The organism is Methylovorus sp. SPW-M1 (genome assembly GCF_053848825.1).
Genome location: NZ_CM132626.1, coordinates 1,905,490 through 1,919,681, shown reverse-complemented (window position 1 = coordinate 1,919,681; position 14,192 = coordinate 1,905,490). Strand labels below are relative to the sequence as shown.

The window sequence follows — 14,192 nt, the reverse complement described above, 5'->3', positions numbered from 1 at the left end:
AAGCCCGGAGTGCAACTGGCAATATGGCACACTTTGGTTTTAAGGTAGTGGTGGGGTTATGAATAATCTGAATTACCGATGGTTGGCAGCTGGTTCTGTGGTCATGATGCTGAGTGCGTGCAGCAGTGTGAAAGTCTGGCCGTTTGGCGGGGATGAGGTCGCGTCTGTGCCAGGGGCACCGGCTAACTCAACCGCCTATGTCTGCGAAAAAAACAGGAAGTTCTATGTACGCATGCTGGATAACGGCGCCACTGCCTGGGTGATCCTGCCTGAGCGCGAGTTCGCCCTGGCTAAATCCGGCAGCTCCTTCAGCAACGGGGTATCGACGCTGACGATCCAGGGGCTAGAGGCTACCTTGGTGGTTACACCTGACAATACCTACAGTGGCTGCAGTGTCCCTGCCCCGGTCAAAAAATAAAACAGCAGCGCAAGGCATAAAAAAAGAGCCATCATCGATGGCTCTTTTGCATTTCAAGACTGCCAGTTAAGGCTTGCAGGAAAACTGCATGATGCGTTTCTGCTCGATCAGGCTTTCTTCCTTGCTGCCAATTTCAAAGCCATTTGGGCAATAGGCCTTGGCTTTTTCATTGCATTTATCCCAGGAGGCAAAGCCGTTACAGTTCACGCTGATCCATTCGCGGTTAGGCTTGGAGTTCGGTGTGCTACATGCCGAGAGCGATGCCAGAATGGCAATCAATAGCATTTTTTTCATGAGGGGTGCTTCCTTTAGCTGATGTGGGCAAATTTGTTACCGCGCGCTGAGCTGGCGCAAATCATCGATAATTTCCTGCGAGTGGCGCGAAGTATCCACGCTTTGGTAGACCTTGGCAATCTGGCCCTGAGGATTAATCAGGAAGGTATAGCGCTTGGCGATTTTGATGATGCCAAGATTGGTTAAGGCGCCATAACTGGCAGCCACTTTGCCATCGGTATCTGACAGCAATGGAAACGGCAGATTGTACTTTTTGGCAAATTTAGCGTGCGACTCGGCATCGTCCACGCTAATCCCCACAATTTTCGCCCCCAGTTTTTCCAGCTGCACCATGTCATCGCGGAAGCTACAAGCCTCCTTGGTGCAGCCCGGCGTGTCATCCTTGGGGTAGAAGTACAGCACCAGCCAGCTCCCCTGGTAATCGTTCAGGCCATGCACGTCTCCCTTGATGCCAGTGAGCGAAAAAGGCGGTGCCGCCTGCCCCACCTGCGGCAAAGGGCTCGCCATGGCAAATGAGCGATAAAGCAGAAAGCCGAGAAACACAAAAGCAGACGCAAGAAGGATTTTCATTGTTAAAGCCCGCGAAACAAAGATATTCATCATAACAAGCCTGACCACGATTTTGTATTTGCAAATTTCCTGCAACGTTTTTTATGCGAAAATAACGCCCTTGCCCTCGTAGCTCAGTGGATAGAGCATTCGCCTCCTAAGCGAAGGGTCACAGGTTCAACTCCTGTCGAGGGCACCAGCATCAATGCACTAACTGCCCATACAAGTTTAAGAGATACCCATCACAGCTATTTGTATGTTCTTCCATTACTCTCACTAAGTCTCGGTAAGTTCATGTCCAAACTGCATATAAGCGAAATCAAAGCCTTCGTTCCTTCGAAAGACTTTGCCTTGTCCAAGCGGTTTTATACCGATATGGGCTTTACCATGACCTCCGAGGGTGGCGGTGTTGCCTGTTTTCAGTGCGATGGCGTGAGGTTTCTGTTGCAGGATTTTTGTGCAGAAGGCTTTGCTGAAAATTTCATGATGCATATCTTGGTCGAGGATGTGGAAGCCTGGTGGCGCCATATTGAGGATAGCGGTGTCGTGAAAAAATACGCGGTTAAAATTTGGCCACTGGAGACGCAATCATGGGGCATGCGCGATTTTTGCCTGACCGATCCCTCGGGCGTTCTCTGGCGTATTGGGCAGGATATAGATTAAACGCAGGCTGGTTTATCTCCGATCGTTGACTCCAACTTGGGCATGGGATTTCATGAGGAGTATGTTGGCGGCATCTCCACGTAAAGTTTTTAAATTCAATCGTTAAAATTTATGGCAAATTATTTTATCTATCATTATGTTGTACTGATGTTATTTGTAATGTCATTTTGGGGTATTGGCGAACTTTTAGTACGTCCATTATCTGCAGTTAAGCACTTGGGTGACATGAAGCATCCTATTATTATCGCCTTGGGGCTAGGATTTTCTATATCAGTGATTCAACTGGTCGCCATATTGGGTTATCTCAATGTAAATAGTCTTCTTTTAATATTTTCCGCAGGCGTTATCTCATCCTGCATCCATGTATTCTTTTTTATAAGAGATAACAGTAAGCGGCGAGAGGCGATTAATAATATCAAGGCTGTTTTTGGATCAAGAAAGTTTTACCTTGTTGCCATTATTCTCTGTCTTTTACCTACGTTGATCAGGCCTTTGGGTCTTCCTGTTGCCTGGGATGAGCTGATGTACCACTTGCCGCATGCCCAGCAATGGATTTTATCGGGAAAACTAACCGCAAATGAATGGATAAGATATCCATGGTTTCCCTATAATTATGAGCTGATCTATGCTGCTTCCATGATCATGGTGGATGATATCGCCCCACATCTGCTGCATGCATTGGCGGGGTGGTTGGTTGCTATCATCGTATATAAAATAGCCAAGCCACATTTCGGCACCTTTAATGCATTAGTTGCGGTACTCATCTGGTTGCAACTTTCCAAATCCTATTACGGCAATGCTTACATTGATATGGGGTTAACCCTGTTCATTGTTTGCGCAACCACAGTATTTTATAGTTGGACAGAAAATACCAAACATCATGCGCTGCTGTATATTTCTGCGTTTTTTATGGGGCTTGCCGCAGGCACAAAGTACCAAGCACTGATGTTTTTGCCTATTTTCTTCTTCATATTGATGGCAAAAAGAGTGAGTCTGGATGTGTTCGTCAAGGTATCGATTATATTCTTGCTACCATGTGCTTACTGGTATCTGCGAAACTTCCTTGTAACCGGAGATCCATTCGCACCCATGGGCGGCAAGATATTCGGATTCTACGACTGGAATGCAGAAGATTTCAGACTGCAATTTGTTGATCTTGATCACGTAAAAAGCTGGCCTGAATGGTTACTATGGGCTGCACCATTTAGCCTGCTCAATAAAAAAATATATTCAAACAGCAAGATGAAGTCCTTGCTAATATTTACGTCATACTCGGTGGGAATCTGGATGCTGATTTCACATTACCCACGCTATTTACTTCCCGTTTATCCTTTTCTGGCTGTTTTCTCTGCTGCTGGTTTCGCTTTTATTGCAATGATTTTCTACCAGAACGTTACCCGGATAATAAACGGCACTATTAACACCGATGAGAATACGAAGAACCGACATATAAAGATAGCCTCTTCTGCTGTACTGGTTTTGTTTATCGTGAATGCATTGCCTGGAATAAAGTCTGCCTTAAAGTCGGTCGCGTGGAATGATGAAAAGCGTCAAGCCATACTCAATAAGAGAATCACTGGCTACGAGGTTCTTCAGTATCAGAATGAACATGCCATAGGTAATACTTATCAATTTGGCATGGAGTATGCGATCTACTACGCCAAAAATCAGACTTGGGGAGATCATTTTGGACCAGGAAGATACCGGGATTTTGCTTCACTTTCGTCAAAAGATTTGCACCAAAAACTGTTGGATATGAAATTTGAAAATCTGATGGTGAATGAATCTGTTTTTAAAGACATCACGACAAAAGAAGAATTCTCTTGTTATTTTTCTGAAACATTCAGGCGTGATCCTGTGGTGTTATACAAGATTAAGCTATCTCGTCAGTGCTGATCTGGGGTTAAAGAGGCAACGCATACAAGGGTAAACTTATTGTTTTTAGATGCTTTTACTATGTATGCGTCTTGTGCCATGATCAGGAACTTTAATAAACCCGCCTTGGAGTTCTCTGGAATTGCTGGGTATGTAGCGACCAAATAATGGATATGTCCGACTCCACTTCGACATCATCACCTGACATTGCTGTGCCATCCATTCGTCTCGCCCAGGCCTTCTGGTATTGGCTCAAGTTGGGCTTTATCAGTTTTGGCGGGCCGGCGGGGCAGATTGCCATCATGCACCACGATCTGGTGGAAAAGAAGCGCTGGATTTCCGACCAGCGTTTTTTGCATGCCCTGAATTACTGCATGGTGTTGCCCGGCCCGGAAGCGCAGCAGCTGGCCACCTATATCGGCTGGTTGATGCATCGTACCTGGGGCGGAATTGTCGCCGGTGGTTTGTTTGTACTGCCATCGTTTTTCATATTGACGGGCCTGGCCTGGATTTACATGGCGTATGGGTCTGTTCCTGCGGTGGCGGGGGTGTTGTATGGAATCAAGCCCGCGGTGGTGGCGATAGTGATGTTTGCGGCCTACCGCATAGGCCTGCGCACGCTTAAAAACCGCGTGCTATGGAGCATTGCGGTGCTGGCGTTTCTGGCCATATTTGTGTTCAAGCTGGCGTTCCCGTTGATTATTGTTTCCGCTGGGCTGATCGGCTATCTGGGCGGTAAATATTTTCCGCTGTATTTCAAGGTGGGTGGGGGCCATGGCCCTGCTGCTGGAAGTGTGGGGCCTGCATTGATAGATGACCATACGCCTGCGCCAGCGCATGCTGTCTTCAGCTGGGCCAGTTTATGGCGGGTGGCGCTGACTGGCTTGGGCCTATGGCTAGTGGCTATGGGCGGCCTGATGGCGGCGTATGGCTGGCATGGGGCGTATACGCAGATGGGCTGGTTTTTTACCAAGGCGGCTTTGTTGACCTTTGGTGGTGCCTACGCGGTGTTGCCTTATGTGTATCAGGGCGCTGTGGAGCATTATCACTGGCTCACCGCCCCGCAGATGATCGATGGCCTGGCATTAGGCGAGACAACGCCGGGGCCGCTCATCATGGTAGTGACCTTTGTCGGCTTTGTGGGGGGATGGGTAAACGAGGTATTTGGCGCAGGCGCCACCGTGGCTTCTGCGTTTGCGGCAGCCGGCATTGTGACCTTCTTTACCTTTCTGCCTAGCTTTGTGTTCATTCTGCTGGGCGGGCCGTTTATCGAGACTACTCATGGCAAGCTGAAATTTACCGCGCCACTCTCGGCGATTACGGCAGCAGTGGTCGGCGTGATAGTCAATCTGGCGGTGTTTTTTGCGTATCACGTGATGTGGCCGCAAGGGCTGGATGCCGGTGTGGATTGGGTTGCCTTGCTGCTAGCGCTGGCTGCGGTGCTGGCTATTTTTCGGTTCAAGGTTGGCGTTATCCCGGTGATTCTGGCGTCTGGCCTGCTGGGCATGTGCCTGAAACTCGCATCAATCTGACCTGCTCCATATTGCTTTCAGCGAGTTTGGTGGCGATTAAGCGCAACCTATACTCTCTAGTGCAGTCCTACCTGAGTAAGTACCTCTTTCCTGGTTTTTCTAGCGTAGTAACTTCTCAAGGTATTCCCACATGAAGCGTTTTTTCACTTTCCTCGGCTTGTGCTGTTGCATCAGCCTTTCCGTTAGCAGCGCCCAGGCAGAGCCTCGTCCCAAGATCATGGCGCTGGATTTTCAGCTGAATGACATGACGGATATCCCGAATGCCCCGGAAGAGCTGGAGCGCATAGCGCTGCTCTCGTCAGCGTTTCATGAAAAGCTTGCCGGGAAGGATATTGACCTTGTCCCGCCGAATGAGGCGATCAAGGCGGCCATGGCAAGCCAGTCGGCTACCTATCTTTATAACAACATCGAGAATGCAGCAAAACTGGCAGAGGGAAGTGGGGCAGATTATCTGCTGATTGGTGTGGCTTTGAAGCCAACCTATCTCTTTGTGTACCCGAGATTGCTCTTGGTGGATATCAAAACCCATCAAGTGCTCATGTCCAAATCCTCGCAGCTGGAAAGCTCCTGGACTGATCGCAACACGACCATACGCACTGCAGCCAACCTTGCCCAGGTCGTCAAAGACAGGCTATTGAAACTGGAGAATGCAGAGTAAGGTATACCTCGCTTGCGGGCGTATCGACGAGTCAGGCTGACGCGGTCGTATTGTACTGAAGTACAGGTGTACCACGGTACAATGGTCGCCCTATCGCTCGTTCCCTAGAATGGCTTCCAACAATCATTCAACAACGGGGAACGAAAATCATGAATAAATTCAAAATCGGCTTGATGGTGGCGCTGGCTGTATTCAGCCTGAATGCTTCTGCTACCAGCTTCAAGTATGGCAAGGGTGAGAACCATGACCGCGATGGCAAATACAGCACATCAAAGGATGGCTGTTACGTCTGTGATCCAGACAACAGCATTTTCGGTTCGGATTTCAAGGATGGCAAAAGCACGCAAACCTTCAAGAACTTTATCCCTGACACTGATGCCACCTTCACGGCAGTTGGCGGCAAGTTCGAGAAGAAAACCCAGGACGGCTACACCGGTGTAGGTATTTCTGGCAAGACCGCTGGTGAAATCGATATTGGCGAGCGCATCGATGTATCGTTCACCAAGAACATCATCATCACCAACATCACGCTGGGTCTGCTGTTTGATGGTCCTGAGTACGGCGATGTGAATGAAAAGGCCAAGATCACGGCGACTTTCTTGGACGGTACCAAGTCTGACTTCTTCCTGACAGCGACGGGTCTGAAGACGGCAACCTGGACAGGTCCTGGTACCGTGAGCAACATCAGTGAAGCCAGCTACGGCGAAGGCGCACTGTGGGCAATTGCCAATCCGTTTGGTGACAAGCAGGTGAGCGCACTGTCCTTTACTGCTGTATTGGGTACATGTGGAAGTGGTGCATGCAACAACCAGTCTGACTACGTTCTGCACTGCATTTCGGCCGTACCAGAGCCTTCTACCTACGCCATGATGATGGCAGGCATTGCAGCTGTTGGCTTCAGTGCTCGTCGCAAGGCTAACAAGCAAGCGTAATCTGGCAGTAAGTACAAATAAAAAAGGCTCCCATGTGGAGCCTTTTTTATTTACGCGATTTATTAATTACGCATTACATCTCACATTAACTCGCAGCGATCAATAGCTGCTGCCACTGTTTTCTTTCTGCATATCGCGCGACTTGTTGGCTTTGCTTTCTGTTTCGGATTTCTTTTTCAGCTTTTGAATGTCATTGCCACTGCCGGTAGATGTGCCATCTTGAGAGGGGTGCTTGGCGTTATGGTCTGCATTGTGGGGCTTTTCCATTTGTTCTGGTGGTGTCGTCGTAGTGGAGTTGCCTTGGGTGGATTCTGCGAACGAAATGGTGCTGCTCACAAGCAGCATTACGCTGCATAGCATGCTGACAATAAGTTTCATGATGATCTCCTTGGTAGTTTGTAGTTATTACTTGGTGCACCTTCAAGGTAAGGGATGGCCCCTGGTGTCAGCATCCGCTAATGGCTTAATTCCATGTAGGAATTATTGACGCGGTGGGCTTCTGTCAGTGCTTTCTGACATCAAAATCAGGGCTTGACCGATCATGCTTGCATCGATGCATAAGCAATAATCTATGCAACCAGTCCCGCGCATGGTTCGCGCCATGGGGCGGCTGATTTATCCACATCTACTTTATCCATATCTACTAGGGGTTAGCATGTCAAAGTCCGGGGTTGCACGCGAGGATGTCATTGATTTTGTAATGAGCTGCGAAAATGTGTTTCGCTTGGGTATTTACGAAAAAAGACGTCTCGATGAACTGGATGCGTTTGCCGTGCAAAAAAAGATGGCGCACTATCTGCGCTTGGCTACCGATCCGCGCCTGCTAAGGATTTATCCTGAGGCGGCAGCAAAACAAAAATGCATATTGATTGATCTGGATGCGATGCCTTGCGCCTATGTAATGGAAGTGCTGGGGCAGTGGAGTTCACGTGCTGTGGCTTCAAAAGTGGCCGTGGAAGTGAGCGTGGCGGGCGAACTGGTATTGAATACCCGGCCGCAAGTCGTCACCACAGGCAAGCCACGCCGACGCGTTACGGCAACTTCTGTCGCCCTCTAAGACAAGGATTCACGTGAGCAGGCAATAACCATGCATTCCAACCGCAGCGCGCATTAGCCCAAGCGGTGCATCAACAAAAACAAGATAAAAGGTAAAGACGGATGATAACTTTTTCGACAGATCGTTATAGTGATATCAGCATGTTCAACGAGGTTGCGCATCAGGTTCTGAGTGTGATCGGGCACAGTGGTACGGTGCCCGGGGCGATATTGGCCGAAGACGTGCCTGCAGCCCTGCAACGATTGAAACAGGCAACCGAAGGCGATACCGAAGTGATCGCAGGTGCGGACGATGGAGATGACGGTGGTGAGAGCGCGGGTGTTAGTCTCAAGAATCGAGCACTGCCATTGATTGCGCTATTTGAATCCGCCCAACAAAATAAAAGTAACGTCATGTGGCGCTGATTCTCGTGATTTCGCCAACCTTGTTTCATCCTTGAAAATTCATTTCTTCCGACCTCCTTCATAAGCGATTTGTCTTAGCATTAACCCGGTTATAACGACTAGACTATACTGTCTAGACTAAACGACGGCATTGCGCTAATCTTTGGACGGTTTACCCAGTGCCTGGCGTGGCAAGTACAAGGGAATGTAGAGATGAAAACCGGATTTCAACAGGCGAGACAGCCTGGCCAGAGTGAGATGCAAGCGTTAATCGGGCTTTTGAATGCGGGGCATATGCCGCAGGCGGAGGCGACGGCGAGATCCATGTTGCGTCAATATCCACAGACGCTGATGTTGCACAATGTGCTCGGCATCGCATTGGAGTCGCAGCAAAAATACGCCGATGCAGCAGCCAGTTATCGAAGTGCGATTGCGCTTGAACCCAAAATCGCTGAAATACATTTCAACCTTGGCGTGGTACTGGGGCATTTGGGCCGCATGGACGAGGCCATTGCTTCCTATCGCAAAGCCATCTCCCTGAAACCTGATCTTGCAGTTGCTTATTTCAATCTGGGCTTTGCCTTGCAAACCCTGGGGCGTTATGAAGAAGCCATCCCCAGTTATCGTAAAGCGGCGGCCATGCAGCCCACGTTTTATGAAGCACATGGCAATCTGGGCACGGTGTTGCAGAAGCAGGGCAAGATGGAAGATGCCATTGCCAGCTACCGCAAGGCGCTCGAAATTCATGCAGACCCGCGTGGTTACTTTAATCTCGCCACCGCATTGCGCGATCATGGACAGCTGGACGATGCCGTAACGGCATACCGCTCGGCGCTGCGCATGCAGCCTGATTATGTTGATGCCTGGAACAACCTGGGTGAGGCACTGCGCGATCAGGGCAATATGGATGAGGCAGTCAAAGCCTATCAGCATGCCTTGAGTCTGGATGCAGCGCATGCTGCCGCCAACTACAATCTGGCCGAGTTTTTATATCTTGCGCGTGAATATGCCCAGGCAATACCTTATTTTGAGCGCTCGCAGTTGGGTGATTGGCAAGAGCGCATCCTGTACTGCCTTTATAAATCCGAGCAGTTTGATGCATTCAAGGCGCGTTTGCCCCAGGTCATGGGCGATACCCATGCCTCGCCTTTCCTGGCGACCTTGTCTACGCATTACGCAACCAACTTTGGCGTGCCAGATCCCTATCGCTTTTGCCCGCAGCCCATGGAGTATGTGTTCCATAGCCGCATCGCTCCTCTGGCCGAGCAGGACAGTAGTTTGCTGAATGCGCTATTGAAAGATATTACTCTCACCGAAATTGCCGAGCGCAAGCAGGGCCGGCTGCATCATGGCATACAGTCGGCGGGCAATCTGTTCAAGCGCTCCGAAGCTTCTTTCAAAACCCTGGCGCAGCTGATCAAACAGCAAGTACAGGCATTCCGTGAGCGCTATGCCGGGCAGGATTGCGAATTGATTGAAGGCTTCCCGGATGACATCGAGTTCACCAGTTCCTGGTACGTGAAAATGCAAAAAGGCGGGCATCTCACCTCGCATATCCACGAGATCGGCTGGCTCAGTGGCTGTGTTTACCTGGCAATTCCTAAGGAAAAGCTGGGAGAGCATGATGGCAGTATCGAGTTCAGTACGGATGGGGACGAATACCCACGCCAGCATGATGATTTCCCGGTGAAGGTGATTGCGCCGCAAGTGGGCGATATTGTGCTGTTCCCGTCTTCACTCTTTCATCGCACCATCCCGTTCAGTTCCAATGAAGAGCGTATTTGTGTCGCTTTTGATATCAAGCCCAAGGTCGCCAAGGTGGGGGCCGCCGTCACCATGACCGTGGCCTGGATGGCGATCACCTTCGCCGATATCCTTGAAGTAGGGGTTGTCTCACTGCGATATGCCATATAAACAACGGTGAGCATAAAAAAAGCCGGGGAACATTCCCCGGCTTTTTTTATGCATGCAAATCCGCTTACACCTTTTTGCCGCCTGGCCCGGCCAGATACCAGACAATCAGACCCAGGACCGGGAATACCAGCACACCCAGTATCCACAACAGTTTGGCGACAGTATCCGCTGAACTTTGCGCAATTTTGATAATGGCAAAAATGTCGGCGATCAAAATCAGAATTCCGATGATGCTGCTCAATTTATTTCCCCTTTTTTGTAAGTGTTGGTGCCAGTCATCATAAGCATAAGCCAGTGTAGTAGCTATCGGCTTCTATCCTATGTCCTTGTAGGACAGAAAAGGACAGCTGTTATGTGGCTTTTAGGCCACGACGGCATCGCAAGCTGTTGTTTTGATATGTGACGGGCTTCACGGATTAGACATGTTTTTTGTTGTGTTTCTGCAACAAGTCCCAACTCTTTACTTTATTTAACAAATGGTAATCGTTATCATTAGCGATAAATTGCAAGCCACGATATTTAGCCAGCGATCCCCTCTATAAAAACTATATTTAGGATTTGATTCTATGCGTTCGTTGAAAGAGCCGATGATGTCCCATTTGGCTAAAACAAAAACGGTGGTTTCGCCGTGTGCTGCATCTCAAATTTTCCCTCTAGGCGCTATTGTTGCTGCCTTGTTCCTCAGTTCAGGTGCTTATGCTGCCGATGTAGCTTCTCCTGAGGCTGCCGCTTCGAAAGAAAAGTCATCTGAAGAGCAGCAGGTATTACCTGAGGTTGCCGTCAATGCCTCCAAAGAAAAAGCAAAAGAGGACGGCTATCAGGCAACCAAGACCCGTGTGGGGAAAGTGCTGCAGGATCCTCAGGACGTACCGCAGGCTATTACTACTGTCACTCGCAGCCTGATGACTGACCAGCAGGTTGGTTCCTTGCGAGAAGCATTGCGTAACGTTTCAGGTTTGACCTTTAACGCAGGCGAGGGTGGTCGCGCTGGCGACAACATGATGCTGCGTGGGTTCTATACTTTTGGTGATATTTATCTGGATGGTATTCGCGATACAGCGCAATACAATCGTGAGACATTCAATCTTGAGCAGGTCGATGTATTGCGCGGTTCAGCTGCGATGCTTTTTGGTCGTGGGCAGGCAGGTGGTGTGATCAATCAGGTCAGCAAAATGGCCAAGCTGGAAGATGCGAATAAAGTTTCGGCTAGTCTTGGCGATTATGGCTACCAGCAATACACCGCTGATCTTAACAAGACACTGGGTGAAACCGTGGCATTGCGCGTAAATGTCATGGATCGTACCGAGGAAGCCACTCGCCAGAATAAGGCTGCTGGCGATAGACCAGAATTGAACCGTAAAGGCATTGCGCTCAGTTTGGGGATGGGGATAGGCACGGATAACGAGCTGTATCTTAATCATATTTATACCCAAACCCGCGATGTTCCCGATTTCGGTATCCGTTTTGCCAACGGCAAGCCTGTGAGCCAGTACTACGGAACCTTCTGGGGAACCAACGCCAACTTTGACGACAGTGATACGCGTGTTTCCACGGCTATTTTCACCCATAAATTTAACGAAAAGACACAATGGCGTACTCAGGTTCGTCAGGGCTCATATCAACGTGCATATTGGGTAAAAACGCCGCCTAATGGAACAAGTCCGGCGCTGCCTGCTGCCAATGCAAGTGTCGGCGGTAACATCGCGCGTACACTGGATTACCAGACGTTTACCGTGCAGTCTGATTTTTCTACAGAGCTGGAATTAGCCGGAATGAAGCACGAGGTTCTGTTCGGGGTTGAGTATTTGCACGAAGACTCCTATCGCCAGAGTTTGCAAGGCTTGGTTGATGCAAACGGTAATCCTTATTACCGCTCAAGTGCAGTAGTTCAAACAGGTAATAAAGGCCTGAATAAATTCAAGAGCGATAGCCAGGCAGTTTATATTCAGGATTCGATAGAGTTTGTTCCTGACTGGAAACTCCTGTTGGGTGTCCGTCGCGATCGCATGGACGCAGACTATTTCCGTACTACGCGTACAAATGCTGCCACGGTTAACCCGGCAACCTATGATGATCTCAATTCTAGTCTGACCTATAGTGAGAACAGTTATCGTACGGGCTTGTCCTGGCAGCCAACCCCTACCGCACATTATTACTTGAGCTACAGTGACTCTTTCAGCCCAACAGCTGACCTCTATCAACTGACTACTACCCCTTATCCTGCTGAAAAGAGCAAAACGACAGAGCTTGGCGCCAAATGGCTGTTCTTTGATGGTGACTTAGCTTTCCGTACTGCTCTCTACCGCGCAGACAAGGACTGGGAGCGGAATACTGACCTTGAGTCATCCGCTGCGATTTTGACGCGCAAGCGCCGTACTGACGGATTGGAGTTTGAACTTGCCGGCCGTATTACCAGTAATTGGGAAGTGTTTGGTGGCGTTGCATTCATGGATTCACGCATCCTGAAGGTGGCCAACAATACTGATCCTGTTTCGGGTGTTGTGACATACGCGGATCCACGATTTGAAGGCGAGCGCTCCCGCAATACCCCACCGATGACCGCTAATTTCTGGACAACATACAGTTTTCTGGGAAATTGGAGAGTTGGTGGCGGGTTTGAAGCCAAGGGCGAGCGATATGGCTATGTGCCAAGCAATGCCGTCGGCCCCTTCGTGAATGGCGAGTTCCGCCCCAACAGTATCCCGGGCTATACTCGCTGGGATGCAATGGTGAGCTATGAAGAGAAGCGCTGGGCGGTGCGTTTGAATGTGAAGAACCTGTTCAACAAGGAGTACTACGATGCCTTGTATGACAACGGTGGCTTGGTGGTTCCTGGTAACCGTCGTATCGCGATCCTGACCACCGAAATCAAGTTCTAAGTGGTTGTGGTTTGAATGTGGGTCAGGTCATGGGTATCATGGCCTGGCCTTTTTCTATTAAGCGGAAATCATGCTATTACATATCCCCCAGGTGCTGAATTCTGCTGAGTTGCTTGAATTGCGCAAGCTGCTTGCCTCTGCGAATTGGGCCGACGGCAAAGTCACCGCCGGCACCCAGTCTGAGCAGGTCAAACGCAATATCCAGCTACCGGAAACCTCCGCAGAGGCGGAGCAGGCGCGGCAGATCGTGCTCAAGGCGCTTAGTCGCAATGCCTTGTTTTTCTCTGCAGCATTACCCAAGAAAATCTATCCGCCATTGTTCAATCAATACCGCGAAGGTATGGATTTTGGTGCGCATATTGATAATGCGGTGAGAACCCACGCCATCTCTGGCATGCACGTGCGTACCGATATTTCCTGCACCTTGTTTATTGCCGACCCGGAGAGTTACGAGGGTGGGGAGCTGGTGATTGAAGATACCTACGGTCACCAGATGGTCAAGCTGCCAGCAGGCGATATGGTGCTGTATCCCGGCACCAGTTTGCATCATGTGCGGCCCGTTACCCAGGGCTCGCGTCTGGCGAGTTTTTTCTGGATACAAAGCATGATCCGCGAAGATGCCCAGCGCACACTGCTGTTTGATATGGATGCCGCGATTGCGACCCTGCGCGAACAAGTGGGGGATAACGCGGCCGTTATACGATTAACCGGCAATTACCACAACCTGATCCGGATGTGGGCCGATACCTGAGGAGTTAATATTTGATGAAATTACGTACATGGAGCCTGGGTGCTCTTCTGCTGTTGTCGACCATGCATGCCTGGGCGGCGGCCAATTGTCCTGCTTACCCCAAAGAGGAGTGGGCATCTGAAGATACCTTGAAACAAGCATTGGCGGATGAAGGCTACAAGATCAAGAAATTCAAGATTGATGGCAATTGCTACGAAATCTACGGCTGGAACAAGGAAGGCAAAAAGGTCGAGATTTATTTCGACATGAAAACCTTCGCCATCATTAAAGCGGAAGTGGAGCGTTAA

Annotated in this window: 16 protein-coding genes and 1 tRNA gene; 13 read left to right on the top strand and 4 right to left on the bottom strand. The window is 49.6% G+C overall.

Annotated elements, in window-relative coordinates:
- Positions 1 to 58 precede the first annotated feature (58 nt).
- Positions 59 to 418: a hypothetical protein gene (locus ACWWD9_RS08960; RefSeq protein WP_455866834.1), complete on the top strand. Its 360-nt coding sequence runs from the start codon at positions 59 to 61 to the stop codon at positions 416 to 418.
- A 66-nt stretch (positions 419 to 484) separates the two neighbouring features.
- On the opposite strand, the gene ACWWD9_RS08955 is transcribed toward ACWWD9_RS08960, so the two are convergent.
- Together ACWWD9_RS08955 and ACWWD9_RS08950 are read right to left on the bottom strand one after the other, a co-directional pair.
- A complete protein-coding gene (locus tag ACWWD9_RS08955) occupies positions 485 to 712 on the bottom strand; it encodes a hypothetical protein (protein WP_455866833.1) in 228 nt (75 codons plus the stop codon).
- Positions 713 to 748: 36 nt separating this feature from the next.
- Positions 749 to 1,315 (bottom strand): peroxiredoxin, encoded by a 567-nt coding sequence (locus ACWWD9_RS08950; protein WP_455866832.1) that lies wholly within the window; start codon positions 1,313 to 1,315, stop codon positions 749 to 751.
- A 69-nt stretch (positions 1,316 to 1,384) separates the two neighbouring features.
- Between ACWWD9_RS08950 and ACWWD9_RS08945 the strand changes: the two genes are divergently transcribed.
- From ACWWD9_RS08945 to ACWWD9_RS08920, 6 genes are all read left to right on the top strand, one after another.
- A tRNA-Arg gene (locus ACWWD9_RS08945) sits at positions 1,385 to 1,460 on the top strand.
- A 95-nt stretch (positions 1,461 to 1,555) separates the two neighbouring features.
- Positions 1,556 to 1,924 carry a VOC family protein gene (locus ACWWD9_RS08940; RefSeq protein WP_455866831.1) on the top strand — a complete coding sequence of 123 codons (369 nt, stop codon included), beginning with the start codon at positions 1,556 to 1,558 and terminating at the stop codon, positions 1,922 to 1,924.
- A gap of 225 nt (positions 1,925 to 2,149) precedes the next feature.
- Positions 2,150 to 3,820: an ArnT family glycosyltransferase gene (locus ACWWD9_RS08935; protein ID WP_455866830.1), complete on the top strand. Its 1,671-nt coding sequence runs from the start codon at positions 2,150 to 2,152 to the stop codon at positions 3,818 to 3,820.
- A gap of 152 nt (positions 3,821 to 3,972) precedes the next feature.
- Positions 3,973 to 5,331 carry a chromate efflux transporter gene (gene chrA, locus ACWWD9_RS08930; protein WP_455866829.1) on the top strand — a complete coding sequence of 453 codons (1,359 nt, stop codon included), beginning with the start codon at positions 3,973 to 3,975 and terminating at the stop codon, positions 5,329 to 5,331.
- A gap of 130 nt (positions 5,332 to 5,461) precedes the next feature.
- The gene (locus ACWWD9_RS08925) at positions 5,462 to 5,989 is read left to right on the top strand and encodes a DUF2380 domain-containing protein (protein WP_455866828.1); all 528 of its coding nucleotides are present in this window, start codon (positions 5,462 to 5,464) and stop codon (positions 5,987 to 5,989) included.
- A gap of 149 nt (positions 5,990 to 6,138) precedes the next feature.
- Entirely contained in the window at positions 6,139 to 6,921 is a 783-nt protein-coding gene (locus ACWWD9_RS08920; RefSeq protein ID WP_455866827.1) for a PEP-CTERM sorting domain-containing protein, read from the top strand.
- A 99-nt stretch (positions 6,922 to 7,020) separates the two neighbouring features.
- Here ACWWD9_RS08920 and ACWWD9_RS08915 read toward each other — a convergent pair whose 3' ends face one another.
- The gene (locus tag ACWWD9_RS08915) at positions 7,021 to 7,299 is read right to left on the bottom strand and encodes a hypothetical protein (protein WP_455866826.1); all 279 of its coding nucleotides are present in this window, start codon (positions 7,297 to 7,299) and stop codon (positions 7,021 to 7,023) included.
- A gap of 277 nt (positions 7,300 to 7,576) precedes the next feature.
- Here ACWWD9_RS08915 and ACWWD9_RS08910 point away from each other — a divergent pair, with 277 nt between their 5' ends.
- The 3 genes from ACWWD9_RS08910 (at position 7,577) to ACWWD9_RS08900 (ending at position 10,275) form a co-directional block, all read left to right on the top strand.
- A complete protein-coding gene (locus ACWWD9_RS08910) occupies positions 7,577 to 7,978 on the top strand; it encodes a hypothetical protein (RefSeq protein WP_013441884.1) in 402 nt (133 codons plus the stop codon).
- A gap of 101 nt (positions 7,979 to 8,079) precedes the next feature.
- Positions 8,080 to 8,382: a DUF1840 domain-containing protein gene (locus ACWWD9_RS08905; protein ID WP_455866825.1), complete on the top strand. Its 303-nt coding sequence runs from the start codon at positions 8,080 to 8,082 to the stop codon at positions 8,380 to 8,382.
- Between the two features lie 192 nt (positions 8,383 to 8,574).
- A complete protein-coding gene (locus ACWWD9_RS08900) occupies positions 8,575 to 10,275 on the top strand; it encodes a tetratricopeptide repeat protein (RefSeq protein ID WP_455866824.1) in 1,701 nt (566 codons plus the stop codon).
- Positions 10,276 to 10,339: 64 nt separating this feature from the next.
- Here ACWWD9_RS08900 and ACWWD9_RS08895 read toward each other — a convergent pair whose 3' ends face one another.
- The gene (locus ACWWD9_RS08895) at positions 10,340 to 10,516 is read right to left on the bottom strand and encodes a PLD nuclease N-terminal domain-containing protein (protein ID WP_083801081.1); all 177 of its coding nucleotides are present in this window, start codon (positions 10,514 to 10,516) and stop codon (positions 10,340 to 10,342) included.
- Positions 10,517 to 10,841: 325 nt separating this feature from the next.
- On the opposite strand from ACWWD9_RS08895, the gene ACWWD9_RS08890 reads away from it, so the two are divergent.
- The 3 genes from ACWWD9_RS08890 (at position 10,842) to ACWWD9_RS08880 (ending at position 14,192) form a co-directional block, all read left to right on the top strand.
- The gene (locus ACWWD9_RS08890; protein WP_455866823.1) at positions 10,842 to 13,154 is read left to right on the top strand and encodes a TonB-dependent receptor; all 2,313 of its coding nucleotides are present in this window, start codon (positions 10,842 to 10,844) and stop codon (positions 13,152 to 13,154) included.
- Positions 13,155 to 13,224: 70 nt separating this feature from the next.
- Positions 13,225 to 13,905 carry a Fe2+-dependent dioxygenase gene (locus ACWWD9_RS08885; protein ID WP_455866822.1) on the top strand — a complete coding sequence of 227 codons (681 nt, stop codon included), beginning with the start codon at positions 13,225 to 13,227 and terminating at the stop codon, positions 13,903 to 13,905.
- Positions 13,906 to 13,919: 14 nt separating this feature from the next.
- The gene (locus ACWWD9_RS08880; protein ID WP_015829818.1) at positions 13,920 to 14,192 is read left to right on the top strand and encodes a PepSY domain-containing protein; all 273 of its coding nucleotides are present in this window, start codon (positions 13,920 to 13,922) and stop codon (positions 14,190 to 14,192) included.

What these genes read in the sequence shown, in the direction of transcription:
- chrA (WP_455866829.1), top strand. Translation starts at nt 3,973, where the DNA reads ATGTCCGACTCCACTTCGACATCATCACCTGACATTGCTGTGCCATCC.
- ACWWD9_RS08885 (WP_455866822.1), top strand. Translation starts at nt 13,225, where the DNA reads ATGCTATTACATATCCCCCAGGTGCTGAATTCTGCTGAGTTGCTTGAA.
- ACWWD9_RS08880 (WP_015829818.1), top strand. Translation starts at nt 13,920, where the DNA reads ATGAAATTACGTACATGGAGCCTGGGTGCTCTTCTGCTGTTGTCGACC.
- ACWWD9_RS08955 (WP_455866833.1), bottom strand. Translation starts at nt 712, where the DNA reads ATGAAAAAAATGCTATTGATTGCCATTCTGGCATCGCTCTCGGCATGT.
- ACWWD9_RS08905 (WP_455866825.1), top strand. Translation starts at nt 8,080, where the DNA reads ATGATAACTTTTTCGACAGATCGTTATAGTGATATCAGCATGTTCAAC.
- ACWWD9_RS08935 (WP_455866830.1), top strand. Translation starts at nt 2,150, where the DNA reads ATGAAGCATCCTATTATTATCGCCTTGGGGCTAGGATTTTCTATATCA.
- ACWWD9_RS08925 (WP_455866828.1), top strand. Translation starts at nt 5,462, where the DNA reads ATGAAGCGTTTTTTCACTTTCCTCGGCTTGTGCTGTTGCATCAGCCTT.
- ACWWD9_RS08915 (WP_455866826.1), bottom strand. Translation starts at nt 7,299, where the DNA reads ATGAAACTTATTGTCAGCATGCTATGCAGCGTAATGCTGCTTGTGAGC.
- ACWWD9_RS08950 (WP_455866832.1), bottom strand. Translation starts at nt 1,315, where the DNA reads ATGATGAATATCTTTGTTTCGCGGGCTTTAACAATGAAAATCCTTCTT.
- ACWWD9_RS08900 (WP_455866824.1), top strand. Translation starts at nt 8,575, where the DNA reads ATGAAAACCGGATTTCAACAGGCGAGACAGCCTGGCCAGAGTGAGATG.
- ACWWD9_RS08890 (WP_455866823.1), top strand. Translation starts at nt 10,842, where the DNA reads ATGCGTTCGTTGAAAGAGCCGATGATGTCCCATTTGGCTAAAACAAAA.
- ACWWD9_RS08940 (WP_455866831.1), top strand. Translation starts at nt 1,556, where the DNA reads ATGTCCAAACTGCATATAAGCGAAATCAAAGCCTTCGTTCCTTCGAAA.
- ACWWD9_RS08910 (WP_013441884.1), top strand. Translation starts at nt 7,577, where the DNA reads ATGTCAAAGTCCGGGGTTGCACGCGAGGATGTCATTGATTTTGTAATG.
- ACWWD9_RS08920 (WP_455866827.1), top strand. Translation starts at nt 6,139, where the DNA reads ATGAATAAATTCAAAATCGGCTTGATGGTGGCGCTGGCTGTATTCAGC.
- ACWWD9_RS08960 (WP_455866834.1), top strand. Translation starts at nt 59, where the DNA reads ATGAATAATCTGAATTACCGATGGTTGGCAGCTGGTTCTGTGGTCATG.